The following is a 14,105-nucleotide window of genomic DNA, read 5'->3' as shown; positions in this document are numbered from 1 at the left end:
CTCCCATATTCCCGTACTATCCGCACGATAGCAAGTCAATATCTGAAAATAGAAGCCCGATGACGGGGCGATATTTCTCGCGCATTTTCGCTTCAAACGCAAGATACTCATCCTCTGACAAAAGTCCGCTCTGCAGCATTTTCCATGAAGCACGCATCACCATCTGATACGTCATTTCCCGTATTCCTTCTTCCTTGCTCATCTCAACATCTCCCTTCATGAAACAGCAGACAAAAACGGCACTTTTGGTCACCCAAAAAGTAAAAAAATAACCCGACGATCATTCGCCGGGCGTTGAGGTTGTTATGTATCTTACTGATTTTTAAGACTATGCATCATGTCCTGCAATTTCTGTGGGACGGGAAGCCCCATCCGCGCTGCGTTCTCGATGATCGAGATCCCCTCATTCGAGATGTAGAAGAAGATCACGGCAGAGCGCAGGACGCAGCCGCTCCCGATGATGTGAACATCTAACACATTCGCCACGCCGACAAGGGTGAAGATGCAGACTTTCTTGCAGATTCCCTTGAAGCCGATGGCGCTCGACAGTTTCTTCTCAACAATCGCACGGAGAACACCAGTAACATAGTCCGTCGCGACAAATGCGACAAGTGCATAGAGCAGATCGTCGAAGCTGCCAAGAAACTCACCAACCACGATGCCAATGCCTGCCGCATAGAGGCGTATTGTCAAAATCTGATCCATCATCAAAGACCTCCTGCCTTTTTCCATTTATTGAGATTGCTCATCCTGCGCAGACGGTAGTTGTAGCATCCGCGCATCAGTTCCGTAAACTGACCGTCTTTCCATAAATATAAGGGCGAGCCTGTGCTGACAAGATATTTCCCCTGTCCCAGAGGGCAGAGACTTGTACGGGCAGTCGGATTCGTTTCCAGTTCCATAAGCAGCTCGTCCTTTGCACTGTAAATCTTTGAAATATACCTTTTCCCGGAGATAAGATAATCCAGATTTGCAGGAAAGCGCATATACATTCCATCATGGAGAGGATAGCGGACACTGTAATCCGGTGCGCTCCATCTGCTTTCCGAAGTATGAGATTCCCCTGTAACAGAGTCTCTTGACGTTGTTTTGGTTTTCTCCATCCAAGGTTCCATGTTCTGACCGTCGAAGAACACATATCGGTCTGTGCTGACATGGCTTCCGTCTCCCCCATGCTCTGATGTTGCGTGCCATATCATCACTTTGAAGTTCCCAGCTTTATCCACCCGCCCGCCTTCTGTTTGACAGCTATAGAGGTCAGTGGGACCGGATACGACGGGAGCACCAAACATCGGCACAAGATCGTATGAGGCAATAATCTCTCCGTTGCGTTTGACAGAGAGAATACTGTCACGCTGATCTGCCCCGATGAGCGGGAACACGAGAGCATTGACAGCTTCGAGGGTATAGAGATTTCCCCGTTCATCTATTTCTGCATCGAGCATTCCATAGCCTGAGACATACGCAAAGCGGCTACTGCTGTTGACCATCCATATATCCTCTTTGGAAAAGCCGAGCGGATGAATCTTTCCTTTTGCGTAGTACGAATGGAGCATCTGGTTTTTTTGATCCTTCCACTTTATCTGGAGGAGCGGTATGCCGGAAAGGACATTCGTCGGAACGTAGCTGCTGCCCCCCTCGGATTCATGCCCGTAGACGCAGCGACCGTCCGTCCAGATCCACTCTCCCTCACGAACCGTTCGATTCCCTATGCAGGTAAGCCACGTACCATCGGCAAGCACCCGATTCCCGCGCACTGCTTTCACTCTAGCCCTGTGCATCGTCTCACGCTCCCACGATAACGGCGGTACCACCCTTTGAAATCTGTACCCACACTAGACTGCCGTCTGACGTATTGCAGTCCACTACCGCACGAAATGGATAGGAGCGCTCGCCGATATGAACACGTCCATTCTGAATCCTTCCGCGCTGTGCCTGTGACTCAACCACCTTCGAGTTCTTTATCCCTGCCCTTATCGCCGCTGCAAGCCCCAGAACGCCGTTCATCCGTACCACCTCACCATCTTGATCGTCTGCCGCAGAATACGCGGCGTGAGTTCCACAGTATTGGACAGCAAGAAGTATTCGTGTCCCTCGAAGCGGATGCGCTCGGTGAAATCAACGATGTGGTCAATGTCGGGAATGCTGCTACGAATCCGTGCGCGAATCTCCACGGTGACCGTCTCCTGCGTCTTGCGATTGAGCCACTCGATTTCTCTCGTCAGCATTCGCAGATAATCTGCACCCACAACGGGAAACTCCGTGTCAATGAGCGAGGAGTACGGAAGCTCATCATCGCTCGCGTAACTTGCACCAAGGCTGAGATTCGACTGCTCGACGGTGAACTGACTCGCCTTGCCGCCGGGCTTTCCCTGCGAGAGGGAGCTTCCTTCAAGCACACCGTCCACATAGACGGTAGTCGCATACCATCCGTAGCCGAGCGGTGCGTGGTAGGTGATGCGCTCCGTCCCCTTCTCACGACTCCAATCCTCCCAGTCATATTCCGTGTGCTTCTTTCCGTCATGGACTGCCTCCGTGGTACGTTCCCACTCCTTGAAGAGGTAAACGTCGCGACCTGTGGAGGCGTATGCGTAATCCGTGCGGCTGGTCGAGCCGTCCACGTTGTGCGTCCGCTTTTCTGCGAGGTATTCCCCATCGTAGGAATAAGTACTGTAGCCGTTCTCATTCGTCTCGCGCACGAGAAATCCATTGGAGTATGTGCGGCTGATCTCTTTGAATGAAATCGTTCCCGTGAAAGGGATAGGCGCAGTATCTTCCTCGTTATGCGCCCCGCTCTCGTGATTGTTGTTCGCGCTGTGCCAGACGGAACGCAGAAGTTTCCGCTCAATGGTCGGCTGCGCGTGCGGCCAGTGCGTGATGTCAATGACAGTCTCCTCCATGCCGCGCTGAATGATATGGAGCGTGTCGCCCCGTATGAACACATTGATCTGACGCTGCGGCAGTTTTGCCGTCCATCCGAAGAGAGCGGAGATGAAATCATGGTACGTCATTCCACTCCCCTCGAAGTTCTGCGACGGTGTGAAATCATCGGTCAGACGATGCAGCTTCAAACCAAGTGCCGCCGCGATCTCGGCCGCATAGCGCGACACCTTCGCCCGCTCGACGTAGATATGGATGGGCGTATAGAGGAGGGTGTCCTTACTGTACGTCCCCTTGACAGACTGCACGATGCCGCGCTGACTCGTTTCCTCGACGAGAAATCGGAAGGCATAATCCATCACCCGCCCCTGAGCACTGTCGCCGATGGAGAGCGGATGTACGGTTTCGAGTTGGACGGTGTCTGAGAGTGTAAGTTCACCAAGTGTCACAGAGAAGGAGCGAATGCCGCGCTCTCTAAACGCTGCGTAGGTCAATGTATGAGGAATCTCGATTTTCGTGTCTGCAACGATGCCTGATTGTTTGACAAGAGTTCGTTTCGTATCTACGAGAACCGTACCACAGCGACCAATGCGCCGCTCGGTGTCGCCCGTTACCGTGATTTTCTTAACGATCCGAATATCGCGTAGGGTATCTGCATGAACGGAACAAGATAGATTGAGCCTGCGTGACGTATCTCCGCTGACCTGCACGGATTGACGGAATACGGGAATCACCGTGGCGTATATAATCGGTTTTAGGTGAATCCGCCCCATCGGCAGCCATGCGATGCAGACGGCGGGTTTCAGCTTGATGCTCATGTCCCCGCTCTCCATCCAAACTGCCGCCCCATGAGTTCTGCAATCCTCATGGAGACAGTGCGCGTGTCCATAACGGTGGATGTCGGATTCTGTTCGGCGATATGTCTGCCGTATTCCGTAACATTCCCTCCGCTCTTTTCAATCGCCGTCAAAGCACACAGTCCCTCTGCCGTGCGATAGGCAGGATTCCCGATGAGGGAAATCCCCGTCACACGCGAGTCCGCACCATACTGCGTGGACAAGGCGGCAACATCGACTGTTTGCAAAAGCTCCTGATTCGCAGCCGTCGCCTCATAGCTTCCGTCGCCGCAGTCGGTCATGTTCGTCTGCGTCGCTTGGACGGGCAGTATAACGACCTGCTCTCTCGGACTAATCGCCTCGTCCGAGAGGATGAGATTCGAGATAAGGACGTCCTCTGTTCTGCTGTAAAGCGTTATGGTCTTTTCACTGGAACTGTAGGCGTACCAAAAAGAGCAGTCCTGCTTGTTGCAAACCTCACGTTCGTTTAGGATCGCCCGAAAGATACCGTCATGGTTTTGCCCCGGTTTGACCTGAAACCACAAGGTATTGACTGCATTTACGCGAATGCTGTCGGAAGTGGCAATGGTATCGTTATTGTTGTTTCCCTTCATGCGCCACCTGCTCCAGGACGTTTCCGCACTAACGATGATGTAGCCTCCAATCGCAAGGGTAAGTTTGGCACTGTCTGCATTCTCCGGTGCTTTGAAGTACAGATCCAATTTCCCGTAAAGCTCTGTGGGGAATCCTGAAATCGTCAGACCTTTGTCACCAGTCGGCTGCCAGAAGGATATGCCCGTCTTACTGTACTGCTCGCCCGTCACCGTCGTGCCGCCACGAACCGAAAGTAGCTCCGCATAGCCCGGATTGATGTATTTGAACGCCATACGAACCTCCTCAATTCGAGACTAGGAGTCCCTCTGCCTGAATGTCCACGCTCGTATCCTGCTGTGGCGGCTCATCTGCACTGCTGAGCGCCTTGACCCAGAAAATCGTATTCTTATCAGCAACATTGGATAATGAGATACTGTCTTTCCACTCGGCGGACTCCAATACCGTTTCAGCAGTGTATCCGTTATTGATTGCCGCTTTCCACTTATCCGCATGATCACCGACAAACTTGATTGTCAAAGCTCCGTCGATGTGGAAGCCGCTCTCGCAGCGCACGGCGCACTTGACGGCTTTCTGCTCGCCCTTGCCCGCATCGAGGAGGACGGAGATGGGCGCAAGCTCCGTGCCGGAGCTGACCTCCGTCCCGTCCTTACCGCCCTCGGTTGGATTGTTCATATAGATATGCAGCAGTTCTGCCATTGTCATACCCTCCAAAATTCTAAAGACAGTTTATATACCTTCGGGAAATGCGCCATATACTCGTAGGACTTCACAACAACGCGCATGGAGGGCAGGATATTCCCGCCCTCGTCGGTCACGGACACCATCGTGCGGCTGTCCCAGTAGCCTTTGATTTTCTCCCAATCAGCAGCAGTGACCGTGACCGAACAGGAAACACGGTCGCCTTCCGGGATATGACCGAAATCCTGAACCACAGCACCGCCAACAATCTCCAAAAGCTGCTGACGGTCATCGGGAACGATCTGCCAGCTCTCGACACTCAGCGTTCTAACCTCACCAATGTGAATATGAATTGAAATCACCTCCAAGTGCGTTCTCGACGGCGGGTCGAATACGGTCGGCGACGTGGTCGGCAAGCATACACATCCCCTCGTTGTCCTCCGTGACAGCGTTTTCGATTTGCACCTGTATGTGAATTTGGCGGTTGTCCGTCATGGATGGCGCGGTTTGCCCTTCATGACGAGAATACGAAGTATTTTGTCCACCACTTGAAACAACCTGCGCCTGTTGTCCAAGCCCTGCCATCATCTGTGCATACGAGAACTCCTGCCCATTCACACGAATGCGGGAACTGTCCTCACGCTTCTCGGGAGCGAAATTCGGCAGCAGATTCTCCATCGCCCATTTGCGCCCGGACTGGAACTGCTGCAAAAGCTCCGGTGTCAGCCCCAGATCCTCTGCCGTAAACTTATTCTTCTTGCGAAGGTACTCCATCAGCCCGACCTGCCCGGATTTCTTGAACACCTGCAGTTCCTCTTTCTGGGAGCGGAGGACTTCCAGAGCGGCATTACGCTTGGCATCGAGTTTCTGCTTCTCCGCCCAACGTGTCGCTTCGACCTCGTCCAGACCTTTCTGCACCCACGCATCCTTCTCGCGCTCAATCTCAGCAAGACGATTCTCAAGCTCGGTTTTCCAGATAGCGTCTATGTTTGACGCGACATCCCGTTCCCACTGCTCCATCACTCGTGCTTTGCTCTCACTGAGCCACGCCTGCGTCTGCACCTCGTCCAAGCCCTTCTGCCGAAAGGCATCGGCTTCGCGGGCGATGGAGTCCAGCTTGTTTTGGAGATCCGTCTTGTAGAGCGCGTTCGCCTTGTCCACAACGTCGCGCTGAAAGTCAGCGTAGATTTTCGCTTCCTTTGCCAAGCGGTATTCGTCGATGAGGTGAGGATCTGCACCCTTCTGAAAGAACTCGAAGGATTCGCGATCCAGAGCATGAAGGCTGTTCTGGATGTCCGTATGCGTCAGTGTATATAAGCTGTCCGTCAGTTGTGCGGTCGCCTTTGCAGATTCACTGACCGTCTTTGCAGCATCTTTCTCAGCCGCCGCACGGATTTTCGCAGCTTTGGCATTCTGCTCCTGCGCCTTGGCATTCTTCTCCGCCTCGGCACGCGCCTTCTCCTCTGCCGCCGCTTTCTCTTTGGCAAGTTTCTGCTGTTCTTGGTACTGCTTGTATTCATCACCATAGAGTGCGTCCAGAACGGTGCCGCCGATAAACGGAATCGGGATAAGGGGCGCAGCCACAGGATGATTCTTTACGAGCCACGCATTCGCTTCTGCGTGTTCATTGACCTTGTGAATCTGCTCGCCGACAAAGCCTGCAAGCTCCGCGACGGTCTTGAGTGCCTCGCCCCATCCGAGCACAGCATCCTTGATCTCGTCCTTGTTGTCACGGATCGTTTCAACCAGAGATTCAAAGCCGTCATTGATCTCCGGCATGAGTTCCTCGGCAACAGGAAGCAGTGCCGCACCAAGCGCAAGTTTCAGCTGCCCCGCTTCCATCTCCATCGCACGCCATTTGAGATAGGTCTCATGCGCCTGTTCCGGGTCAAGCAGACCCGTGGTCTTGACGCGCGAGGAAATGGTCATAAGGTCTTCATATTGTTCGAGAATCGGGATGAGTGCCGCACCACGAGCCCCGAGGACTTCGGCGGTATATGCTTCCTCCATTCCCGCTTCGCTTGCGGTCTTGTATCCCTTGGCAAGCTGCGCCAGCTGCTCATTGAGTGGGAGGAGATTCCCCTGCTGATCTTTGAGTGCGATCCCGAAGTGGGAGAGTGCGCGAGATGTGTCATTTCCGCTCTCTCCTGCAGCGGATACCTGCTTGTCAAGACGTGCAATCAGCGGAATAATGCTCTTGATGTCCGTATCCGCAAGCTGAAACATACGCCCCAGTTCAGCGGCTTCCCCCGCAGAGACGTGAAGTCGTTGCGTCAGCTTGTAGACGTTCTCACCCGCAAGCATCGCGTCTTTTGTAATGTTGAATAGTCCTGCACCTGTTGCCGCAACAGCCATAACTGCGGCCATCTTTGCAGACAACACATTGAACCCGCTCGTTAGATTCTTGATACCCGCCTGTGCCGCCGTCATGCCCGCTGAGATACGTCCGCTGAGCGTGCCGGAGAGAACGGCACTTTCCTTGAGGCGATGATTCAGCTTTCGCACCTCGGCTTCGGTCTGCGCAACTGTCCGTTGCTGACGTAACAGGTTACTTTCAGCACGCCGATAGGACGCACTATCCACGCCGTCATTCTTCTTGGCAGACTGCAAAACAGCAGCAAGAATCTGTTCTTTTTGCCGCTGAATATCCAACTCGCGGTTGATCGCCTGATGGCGTACCCTGATCTTGTCGAGTTCCGTCCCCACACCGTCGAGTTTCGCGAGGTCAGCATCCAGTTTCAGATGGATATTATTCGCCTTACTGTTGAGTCGTGCAATGGAGTCGGAGACGGTCTTGCCCGCCGTGTCGAAGTCCAGCTGCAGCTGTGCGATGTTGAGACCGATGTCGAGATAGAGTTCATCAATCTTCTGTCCGCGCTTTGCCACTCTATCCCCCTCCCTACATCACGTCGTCAATATAGCGTTCACATTGCTGCTGTTCGCACAGTGCCGTTACCACAAGCTGATCGAGCAGGAACGTAATCTCATGTGCGTCAATTTCCTGCATCGTCCACCCATAAGCAGACTGCAGCCGCTCGTAGTAACGCAGTAGATTCTGGTACGGAGAAAGAACTACGCCTCTTTCCCCGTCTCCCCGTTTGGGAGGTTCACCAGTTTGGAGAAGGTCAGCGACTGAATCCAACGGAAAAGGGAGCGCGTCAACGGTACGATGTCCGCGACATCTACATTCTCCTCTACGGATTCCTTTGTCACTTCCTCCCGGCCGAAGCCGAGGATAATCAGACGGACATGTGCATCCAAGAAGTCCTCAAGATTCATGTCCTGTTTGTCGGCATCAAAAAAGGCAAGGAACTCACGCCAGACCTTCATCTTCGGAGGGTTCGGCGTGATCTCCCTGCCCGCAATATGCAGTTTCGGTGTATCCATCATGTCCTCCCTCAGACCTGCTCGTACCACTTCGTCCCAGTCTCAGCGGCAAAGCCCGCCGCCTCCTCGTCTGCCTTTGCGTAGGACAGCCCGTCCGAGAGACGGTAGATTGCCTTTGCCGTGAGCGTCGGCGTATCGAACTGAATGCTCTCCTGCTTCGAGTTGCCGCTCTCGGAAGGTTCGAGGAACTGGACTTTGTAGAACTTGGTATATCTCTTCTTCCCGTTCCTCTTATCCGACTGGAAGAGAACAGCGAAGTACGGCGCAACGTCATCCTTGCCCGCCTTCATCACGCCGTTTTCGATACTGTGTCCCAGAAGATACGCCGTGTATTCCAAAGGAAGCGCGGCGGTATCGAAGGTCAGATCGTAGGATGCGGTATTCGACGCCGTATCCACGGACTGACCGTCGGCAAAAAGCTCCGCTTGATTCGTCTGTGGCTTGATGTCCACCTTGCGGAGCAGTTTTCCGAGCGGAATCGGAGCTTCGTAGGTCGCCGCTCCTCCTGCCACATCGGTGAGCATCTTCGCGATATGAAGTTTCTGGATGTTGATGAACTGCCCGCTCGTCAGATTCCCTGCGGGCTTTGCTGTTGGTGTTGGACTTGGCATTTTATTCTCCCTCCACTGCTGTTCTGTAATCTGTGATCTCCACGAATATATCTTTCTCGACAATCTCCTGCGTCTGTGCACGGACAAAGCCGAGCGGCAGAAGTGCGTTCTGCACAGCGCAATGAATCTCTCGAAACCGTCCGTCCTTCGTCAGAATGTGGATGCGCACCGTGATTCGCCGTTCCAGTTCCGTGCCATCTGCTGAGAGTGCAGGAACATCCGAAATAACGGAGTAAACGACAATCGGGTATGTCCCAGCATTGGGACTGCGCCCGTGGTAGACGCCCTTCTTTCCGTGAGCGAGAAGCTGCGTCAGCTCCTTTGAGCGTACAAGTGCCTGATACACCATCCGTGCCGTACTCATTTCCCTCTCCTCCGAATGGCAGACCTTACGGCATCGACGATGGCAGAACGGATCCCGTCCTTCTTGGCATCGAGCGCGGGATAGAGAAACGGACGGTTGATGCGTGGGCTGAACTCAACGAGTACGCCATAGGGAACGCCATCTTGAGACTCCGCATCTGCCGCGATCCTCCAAACAGAGCCGTCCTTCCGGCGCAGACGTTTGTGGATGGAATCCCGCAGCGCACCTTTGACCACGCGCTTATCTGTTCCCGTATAGACGGGACAGCGGTTCTTTGCCTCCGCGACCACATCGTCCGCGCCGCGCTCAAGTGCTGCCTTTGCCGCAGCCGTCGCCTCCGCGCCGAGTTCCGATAGAATCTTCTCGGCAGAGACGAAACCTCGGTATCTAGCCATCTTCCACCAACTCCTTGCATTCCATCACGAGCCATCGCTTCTTCCCGCCAAGCAGATAGGGCGGCGCAATGGGTGTGAGCCGCTTCCCATTCCACTGCACTAGGTCGGTCACGCGCACATCCGCACGGTAACGAATGACGATGCGGTAATCCACCTCCTGCACCTTCTCCGCATAGCCGTCCGAGATTTTCGTCGCAAACGGAAGAACAAGCGCCCACGCTTTACCGACTTCTTGTGTTGTTTGCACGAGGATATTCCCCTCATCGTCCGTATCTGTGACGGGACGCAGAATAGTGATTCGGTGACGCAGTTCGCTCATCGACACCCTCACCTAAAAGACCTCCTTCCGCACACCGAAGAGAAGCGAGCGCAGCGTCAGCGCAAGCCCTCTGTGATCCGCTTCCTCCCGATGTTCATAGAGATAGGATACGGCATAGAGCACCGCGACACGCACGATTGCCTGATCTTCAACCTTGGACAGCTTCTTCACGCGCAGGAGAGCCGTACAAATCTGTTCTGCCGTTTCAGTAAAGTGCATGAGGAGATCGTCCTCCTCATCCCCGTCAATGCGCAGATACTGCTTGACTGCTGCAAGCGGCACAAGCATAGAACCACCTCCCCTCTTGCCGCAAAACCAATGAAATCGCTGATAAAATGGATAAGTGGACGATTTATCAGCCCTTCATCTTGAGCGTCTGCACAGCTTCCTCAAGAACGAGTTTGCCGTCCACACGTTCCTTCATAACGTAGCCGACCATGCCGTTGCCCGCAAACAGCTCCTTGAGTTCCTGCAGGGAACGTGTCCCACGGTCGCCGATGTTGTAGTAGGAGTAATCGCCGAACGCGATGACGGTCTTGCCCGCCGCGATGCTCGGCATATATGCCGAGGAATAGACGGGGTAGCCGAGCAGACGGTCGGGTTCGCCCATCTGGTACGACGGCTGCCAGAAATACGCACCGTTCGCGTCCTTGAGCTTTCGGATGCTTGCAAGGGTCTGATCGTTGACGATGAACGACGCATTCTTGCGGTAGGGACGCTTGAGGCTGTAGACGAGCGTCACGAGTTCGTCCGCCTTGATGTCTGCCGCCGCCGTGGTGACGGATGTCTTTGCCGAGGTGAGAAGCCCCTTCGGCTTGTGCGTCCCATCGCCGTTCAGGAAAGCATCCTCCTCTGCGTTGCCGAGTGCCTTGCCGAACTGCTCAATGAGGTAGTTCTCAAGCTTGAAGGCGTTGTCATAGAGCAGTTCCTCCGTCACCTTGACCGCGACATGGAGCTTGTGCGCGTCGAGAACGATCTGGGCAAAGGTCGCGTCCCCGAAGGTAAGTGCTGCACCCTCCTCAATCCACGCAGCCGCAGGTTTTGTGGCGGCGATATTGATCTTGTGCTCCCCACTCGTGGTGATCGTCGTTGCAAGCGGACGCAGGACGTTCTCCTCATTCAGAACGTCGATCAGACGCTGGTCGTATTCCTCGGGAACGAGATAGCCGCCGTTTGCATCCACACCCTCCTGCAGGACGTTCTCCACCTGACGGAAGTTCGTGCGAAGAGCCTTCAGCATCGCCGCACGGTATGCCTCGCTTGCACGTCCCGTCTTTTCAGCGGCAAATCCCGCGCCCGGCAGATTGGTAATTGCCGCCGTTACTGGCTTTGCCAGCTGCGCATCGAGAATCGCCTGACGCTCCATGCGCTCGATGTCCTTTCCGAGTGCGAGCACCTCATTCTCCATTTGCTCGTATGCTTTGGCATCCTCGGCTGTGAGATGCCCGTCTTTCTCATGAGAATCCAGAAACTGCTTTGCCTGTTCCCACATTTCTGCACGCTTCTCGCGCATTGCCATGATCTTATCCATGTGTTTGTCCCTCCGTTAATGTGACATAGAAAAGAGCCGTCGTTTGAGCGGCTCTGCATCGACATTATTTGTTTGTGTCCCCTGCCCGAATTTCGAGAGCAGGGAGTTCGTGACGGCGGCACGGGAGAAAATCAGCCCGTCTGCCGCCTCGCCTGTGAGATGTTCCCGATTCTCATAGAGGACGGAATCCGCAAATCCAAGCTCCACCGCCTTCTTTGCGTTCATCCACGTCTCGGCATCCATCAGCCGTGAAATCTTCGCACGGGACAGTCCTGTTTTGAGTTCGTAGGCGTTGATGATGCTCTCCTTGATCTCGGCAAGGAATGTGATTGTCCGCTCCATCTCGTGTGTATCCCCGATGGAGACGGTCATCGGATTGTGGATCATAATGGTAGCCACGGGTGACATCTCAACGGTTGTTCCTGCCATTGCGACGACGGATGCGGCAGACGCGGCAATCCCGTCAATCTTGACGGCGACATTCCCCTTATACTCCATGAGCATATTGTAGATCTGCGCCGCCGCATAGCAGTCCCCGCCCGGCGAGTTGATCCAGAGGTCAATATCTCCCTCGGCAGCATGCAGTTCAGAACGAAACATCTGAGGTGTGACTTCATCGCCCCACCACGTTTCGTCCGAGATTTCACCATCCAGAAGCAAGATACGCTTCTCCCCCTCGTTCCGTACCCAGTTCCAAAATTTACGTTTCATCACTTACTCCCTTCTGCCTAGCGGCAAACAGCCCTGCGTCCCTCAGTTTTGTCATATTCCCGTTGATGAGGTACAGATCGCCGCCCTCGTCCGCTTCGATGGGGTTCATGTCCTCAAGGCTGCGGATGTCATTTGCCGAAAGCCATCCGTTCTGCCGCCCGATGGCATATCCCTCCATGCGGCTCTTGTAGTCTCCGCGCAGAAGCCCATCCACATTGAAGCGGATGAAGTAATCTGCCCGCTCCTTGTCCGTCAGCAGTGCTTTTTGAAGCGACTGCTCCCAGCGCACAACCCACGGATTCAACGTATACTTCACGAACTCCAAGGACTGCTGCTCGATGTTCGAAAACGAGGATTTCTCCAAGTCTCCGATCATATGCGGCGGCACACGGTAAAGACGTGCAATCTCGTCGATCTGAAACTTCCTCGTCTCAAGGAACTGCGCCTCCTCCGGCGGTATGGCAATCTGCTGATACTTCACGCCTTCCTCAAGGACGGCAATCCTGCCCGTGTTCATCGTACCGCCGTAGACGGCGTGCCAACTCTCACGGAGCTTTGACGGGTCTTTGAGAACACCCGGATGTTCCAGAACACCGCCCGGACGCGCCCCATTCTTGAAGAAGGCGGCACCATATTCCTCTGTGGCAAGCGCAATGCCGATGGCATTCTTTGCCATAGCGATGGGACTGTAGCCAACCAGACCGTCGAAGCCGAGTCCCGGGATATGCAGAACATCCTCATGGCGCAGACGAATCTGCCCCTTGTCCGCAAAATTCGGATTCTCCTCCGTGCTTCGCATATAGGTGTAGTAGAGCTCCCCCGTACGGCTGTCACGGCTCACATCCATCTTGTCCGGGAGCATCGGATAGAGTCCAAGGACACGCCCCCTGCCATCCCGAAGTATCTGGGCATAGGCATTTCCCCACAGAAGGAGATGTGCCATAAGTGTCTCGCGGAATACGAAACTCGTCATCTCGGGATTAGGCGCATCGTGGAGCAGGAAGTACAGCGGATGTTCCGGCACGCGCTCTTTGCCCTGCCCTTTGTATTTATATACGTGAAGCGGCAGTCCTGCGATGGATTCAGCGAGGATGCGGACACAGGCGTATACTGCCGTCGTCTGCATTGCCGTCCGTTCGTTGACTGCCTTGCCCGCCGCCGTCTGCCCAAACAAAAAGGACAAGCCGCCAAGATGATTCGTAGGCTTGTCCCGCGAACGGAAGAGTTTGCTAAATAGGTTCATGGAATCCTCCATTTCCAAAACGGCATGTAAAAAATCTCGCCACAGAAGATGATGAGAGTAAGAGCACCGCCCTTCCGAGCGGCACTCCCTCATTTCGGTTTAGAAGTTTTCGATGCAGGAAAGCCCCATGCTGTTGATGTCGGCTGTGAATTTCGCGCCCCGCGCAATCTCGTCGGCGGCTTTCAAAAGCTCCTCCGGCGTGGGATTTCCACCCATCTGGCAAATGCTGGCATTGGCTTTGATGTCTCGGAAAACCTTGCGGGCTTCCCAATCCGTCTTCTCGTAATCCGTTTCTTTGCGAATCTCGATGCGGATGCAGGTGTCGCGGTCGCTTTCGTTCGCCCAGCCCATCGTGTTTTCCTGCATCGCGAATCCGTATGCGGCGGCCTTGCTCTCGATGATCTCGGCAATTTCCTTCTTCGTCATTTTCTTTTCCTCCGTTTCTTGGTTCTTCGGTTTTCCCTTTCGGTATGTGTATATTCCCGTACTATCGGCAAAATAGCAAGGCCATATGTGAAGATAAAGAGTGTATACG

19 protein-coding genes are annotated in these 14,105 nt (G+C 54.3%); all 19 read right to left on the bottom strand.

The features are described 5' to 3' along the window. Positions 1-16: 16 nt before the first annotated feature. Positions 17-202, bottom strand: coding sequence for an SHOCT domain-containing protein (locus H1B31_RS08240; RefSeq protein WP_026762616.1), 186 nt, complete (start codon positions 200-202; stop codon positions 17-19). Positions 203-312: 110 nt separating this feature from the next. Further along, positions 313-705 (bottom strand): phage holin family protein, encoded by a 393-nt coding sequence (locus H1B31_RS08235; RefSeq protein ID WP_037350539.1) that lies wholly within the window; start codon positions 703-705, stop codon positions 313-315. Positions 706-707: 2 nt separating this feature from the next. Beyond that, entirely contained in the window at positions 708-1,490 is a 783-nt protein-coding gene (locus H1B31_RS08230) for a hypothetical protein (protein ID WP_226372092.1), read from the bottom strand. 295 nt (positions 1,491-1,785) lie between these two features. Then, positions 1,786-2,007 carry a hypothetical protein gene (locus H1B31_RS08225; protein ID WP_185979958.1) on the bottom strand — a complete coding sequence of 74 codons (222 nt, stop codon included), beginning with the start codon at positions 2,005-2,007 and terminating at the stop codon, positions 1,786-1,788. Then, entirely contained in the window at positions 2,004-3,698 is a 1,695-nt protein-coding gene (locus H1B31_RS08220; RefSeq protein WP_185979957.1) for a hypothetical protein, read from the bottom strand. The genes H1B31_RS08225 and H1B31_RS08220 overlap by 4 nt, the downstream gene beginning before the upstream one ends. Next, positions 3,695-4,603, bottom strand: a complete 909-nt coding sequence (locus tag H1B31_RS08215) for a hypothetical protein (RefSeq protein ID WP_185979956.1) — start codon at positions 4,601-4,603, stop codon at positions 3,695-3,697. Before H1B31_RS08215 ends, H1B31_RS08220 begins: the two co-directional genes overlap by 4 nt. Before the next feature lie 10 nt (positions 4,604-4,613). Continuing rightward, entirely contained in the window at positions 4,614-5,027 is a 414-nt protein-coding gene (locus H1B31_RS08210) for a hypothetical protein (protein WP_185979955.1), read from the bottom strand. A gap of 2 nt (positions 5,028-5,029) precedes the next feature. Further along, positions 5,030-5,371 (bottom strand): phosphoribosylformylglycinamidine cyclo-ligase, encoded by a 342-nt coding sequence (locus H1B31_RS08205; RefSeq protein WP_185979954.1) that lies wholly within the window; start codon positions 5,369-5,371, stop codon positions 5,030-5,032. Then, on the bottom strand, positions 5,343-7,895 hold the full coding sequence (locus tag H1B31_RS08200; protein WP_185979953.1) for a hypothetical protein: 2,553 nt from the start codon (positions 7,893-7,895) through the stop codon (positions 5,343-5,345). Before H1B31_RS08200 ends, H1B31_RS08205 begins: the two co-directional genes overlap by 29 nt. A gap of 186 nt (positions 7,896-8,081) precedes the next feature. Beyond that, positions 8,082-8,396, bottom strand: coding sequence for a hypothetical protein (locus H1B31_RS08195; RefSeq protein WP_185981269.1), 315 nt, complete (start codon positions 8,394-8,396; stop codon positions 8,082-8,084). 11 nt (positions 8,397-8,407) lie between these two features. Then, entirely contained in the window at positions 8,408-9,007 is a 600-nt protein-coding gene (locus H1B31_RS08190) for a major tail protein (RefSeq protein WP_185979952.1), read from the bottom strand. A 1-nt stretch (position 9,008) separates the two neighbouring features. Then, complete coding sequence (gene gp17 / locus H1B31_RS08185) at positions 9,009-9,371, bottom strand: tail completion protein gp17 (RefSeq protein WP_185979951.1); 363 nt, start codon at positions 9,369-9,371, stop codon at positions 9,009-9,011. Further along, positions 9,368-9,766 (bottom strand): HK97 gp10 family phage protein, encoded by a 399-nt coding sequence (locus H1B31_RS08180; RefSeq protein ID WP_185979950.1) that lies wholly within the window; start codon positions 9,764-9,766, stop codon positions 9,368-9,370. The genes gp17 and H1B31_RS08180 overlap by 4 nt, the downstream gene beginning before the upstream one ends. Next, positions 9,759-10,085: a phage head closure protein gene (locus H1B31_RS08175; RefSeq protein WP_450097638.1), complete on the bottom strand. Its 327-nt coding sequence runs from the start codon at positions 10,083-10,085 to the stop codon at positions 9,759-9,761. The genes H1B31_RS08180 and H1B31_RS08175 overlap by 8 nt, the downstream gene beginning before the upstream one ends. Positions 10,086-10,097: 12 nt before the next feature. Beyond that, the gene (locus H1B31_RS08170) at positions 10,098-10,373 is read right to left on the bottom strand and encodes a head-tail connector protein (protein WP_009438355.1); all 276 of its coding nucleotides are present in this window, start codon (positions 10,371-10,373) and stop codon (positions 10,098-10,100) included. A 67-nt stretch (positions 10,374-10,440) separates the two neighbouring features. Further along, the gene (locus tag H1B31_RS08165) at positions 10,441-11,616 is read right to left on the bottom strand and encodes a phage major capsid protein (RefSeq protein ID WP_185979948.1); all 1,176 of its coding nucleotides are present in this window, start codon (positions 11,614-11,616) and stop codon (positions 10,441-10,443) included. 15 nt (positions 11,617-11,631) lie between these two features. Next, on the bottom strand, positions 11,632-12,327 hold the full coding sequence (locus H1B31_RS08160; protein ID WP_185979947.1) for a head maturation protease, ClpP-related: 696 nt from the start codon (positions 12,325-12,327) through the stop codon (positions 11,632-11,634). Continuing rightward, the gene (locus H1B31_RS08155; RefSeq protein ID WP_185979946.1) at positions 12,317-13,570 is read right to left on the bottom strand and encodes a phage portal protein; all 1,254 of its coding nucleotides are present in this window, start codon (positions 13,568-13,570) and stop codon (positions 12,317-12,319) included. Before H1B31_RS08155 ends, H1B31_RS08160 begins: the two co-directional genes overlap by 11 nt. Positions 13,571-13,669: 99 nt before the next feature. After that, positions 13,670-13,996, bottom strand: a complete 327-nt coding sequence (locus H1B31_RS08150) for a hypothetical protein (protein WP_009438373.1) — start codon at positions 13,994-13,996, stop codon at positions 13,670-13,672. Between the last annotated feature and the right edge of the window lie 109 nt (positions 13,997-14,105).

This window comes from Selenomonas timonae (genome assembly GCF_014250475.1).
Taxonomy (GTDB): Bacteria; Bacillota; Negativicutes; order Selenomonadales; family Selenomonadaceae; genus Centipeda; species Centipeda timonae.
This window is presented reverse-complemented; position numbering and strand designations above follow the sequence as displayed.

What these genes read in the sequence shown, in the direction of transcription:
- H1B31_RS08165 (WP_185979948.1), bottom strand. Translation starts at nt 11,616, where the DNA reads ATGGATAAGATCATGGCAATGCGCGAGAAGCGTGCAGAAATGTGGGAA.
- H1B31_RS08235 (WP_037350539.1), bottom strand. Translation starts at nt 705, where the DNA reads ATGGATCAGATTTTGACAATACGCCTCTATGCGGCAGGCATTGGCATC.
- H1B31_RS08225 (WP_185979958.1), bottom strand. Translation starts at nt 2,007, where the DNA reads ATGAACGGCGTTCTGGGGCTTGCAGCGGCGATAAGGGCAGGGATAAAG.
- H1B31_RS08180 (WP_185979950.1), bottom strand. Translation starts at nt 9,766, where the DNA reads ATGGCTAGATACCGAGGTTTCGTCTCTGCCGAGAAGATTCTATCGGAA.
- H1B31_RS08210 (WP_185979955.1), bottom strand. Translation starts at nt 5,027, where the DNA reads ATGGCAGAACTGCTGCATATCTATATGAACAATCCAACCGAGGGCGGT.
- gp17 (WP_185979951.1), bottom strand. Translation starts at nt 9,371, where the DNA reads ATGAGTACGGCACGGATGGTGTATCAGGCACTTGTACGCTCAAAGGAG.
- H1B31_RS08175 (WP_450097638.1), bottom strand. Translation starts at nt 10,085, where the DNA reads ATGAGCGAACTGCGTCACCGAATCACTATTCTGCGTCCCGTCACAGAT.
- H1B31_RS08150 (WP_009438373.1), bottom strand. Translation starts at nt 13,996, where the DNA reads ATGACGAAGAAGGAAATTGCCGAGATCATCGAGAGCAAGGCCGCCGCA.
- H1B31_RS08170 (WP_009438355.1), bottom strand. Translation starts at nt 10,373, where the DNA reads ATGCTTGTGCCGCTTGCAGCAGTCAAGCAGTATCTGCGCATTGACGGG.
- H1B31_RS08220 (WP_185979957.1), bottom strand. Translation starts at nt 3,698, where the DNA reads ATGAGCATCAAGCTGAAACCCGCCGTCTGCATCGCATGGCTGCCGATG.
- H1B31_RS08230 (WP_226372092.1), bottom strand. Translation starts at nt 1,490, where the DNA reads ATGGTCAACAGCAGTAGCCGCTTTGCGTATGTCTCAGGCTATGGAATG.
- H1B31_RS08160 (WP_185979947.1), bottom strand. Translation starts at nt 12,327, where the DNA reads ATGAAACGTAAATTTTGGAACTGGGTACGGAACGAGGGGGAGAAGCGT.
- H1B31_RS08195 (WP_185981269.1), bottom strand. Translation starts at nt 8,396, where the DNA reads ATGGATACACCGAAACTGCATATTGCGGGCAGGGAGATCACGCCGAAC.
- H1B31_RS08215 (WP_185979956.1), bottom strand. Translation starts at nt 4,603, where the DNA reads ATGGCGTTCAAATACATCAATCCGGGCTATGCGGAGCTACTTTCGGTT.
- H1B31_RS08155 (WP_185979946.1), bottom strand. Translation starts at nt 13,570, where the DNA reads ATGAACCTATTTAGCAAACTCTTCCGTTCGCGGGACAAGCCTACGAAT.
- H1B31_RS08190 (WP_185979952.1), bottom strand. Translation starts at nt 9,007, where the DNA reads ATGCCAAGTCCAACACCAACAGCAAAGCCCGCAGGGAATCTGACGAGC.
- H1B31_RS08240 (WP_026762616.1), bottom strand. Translation starts at nt 202, where the DNA reads ATGAGCAAGGAAGAAGGAATACGGGAAATGACGTATCAGATGGTGATG.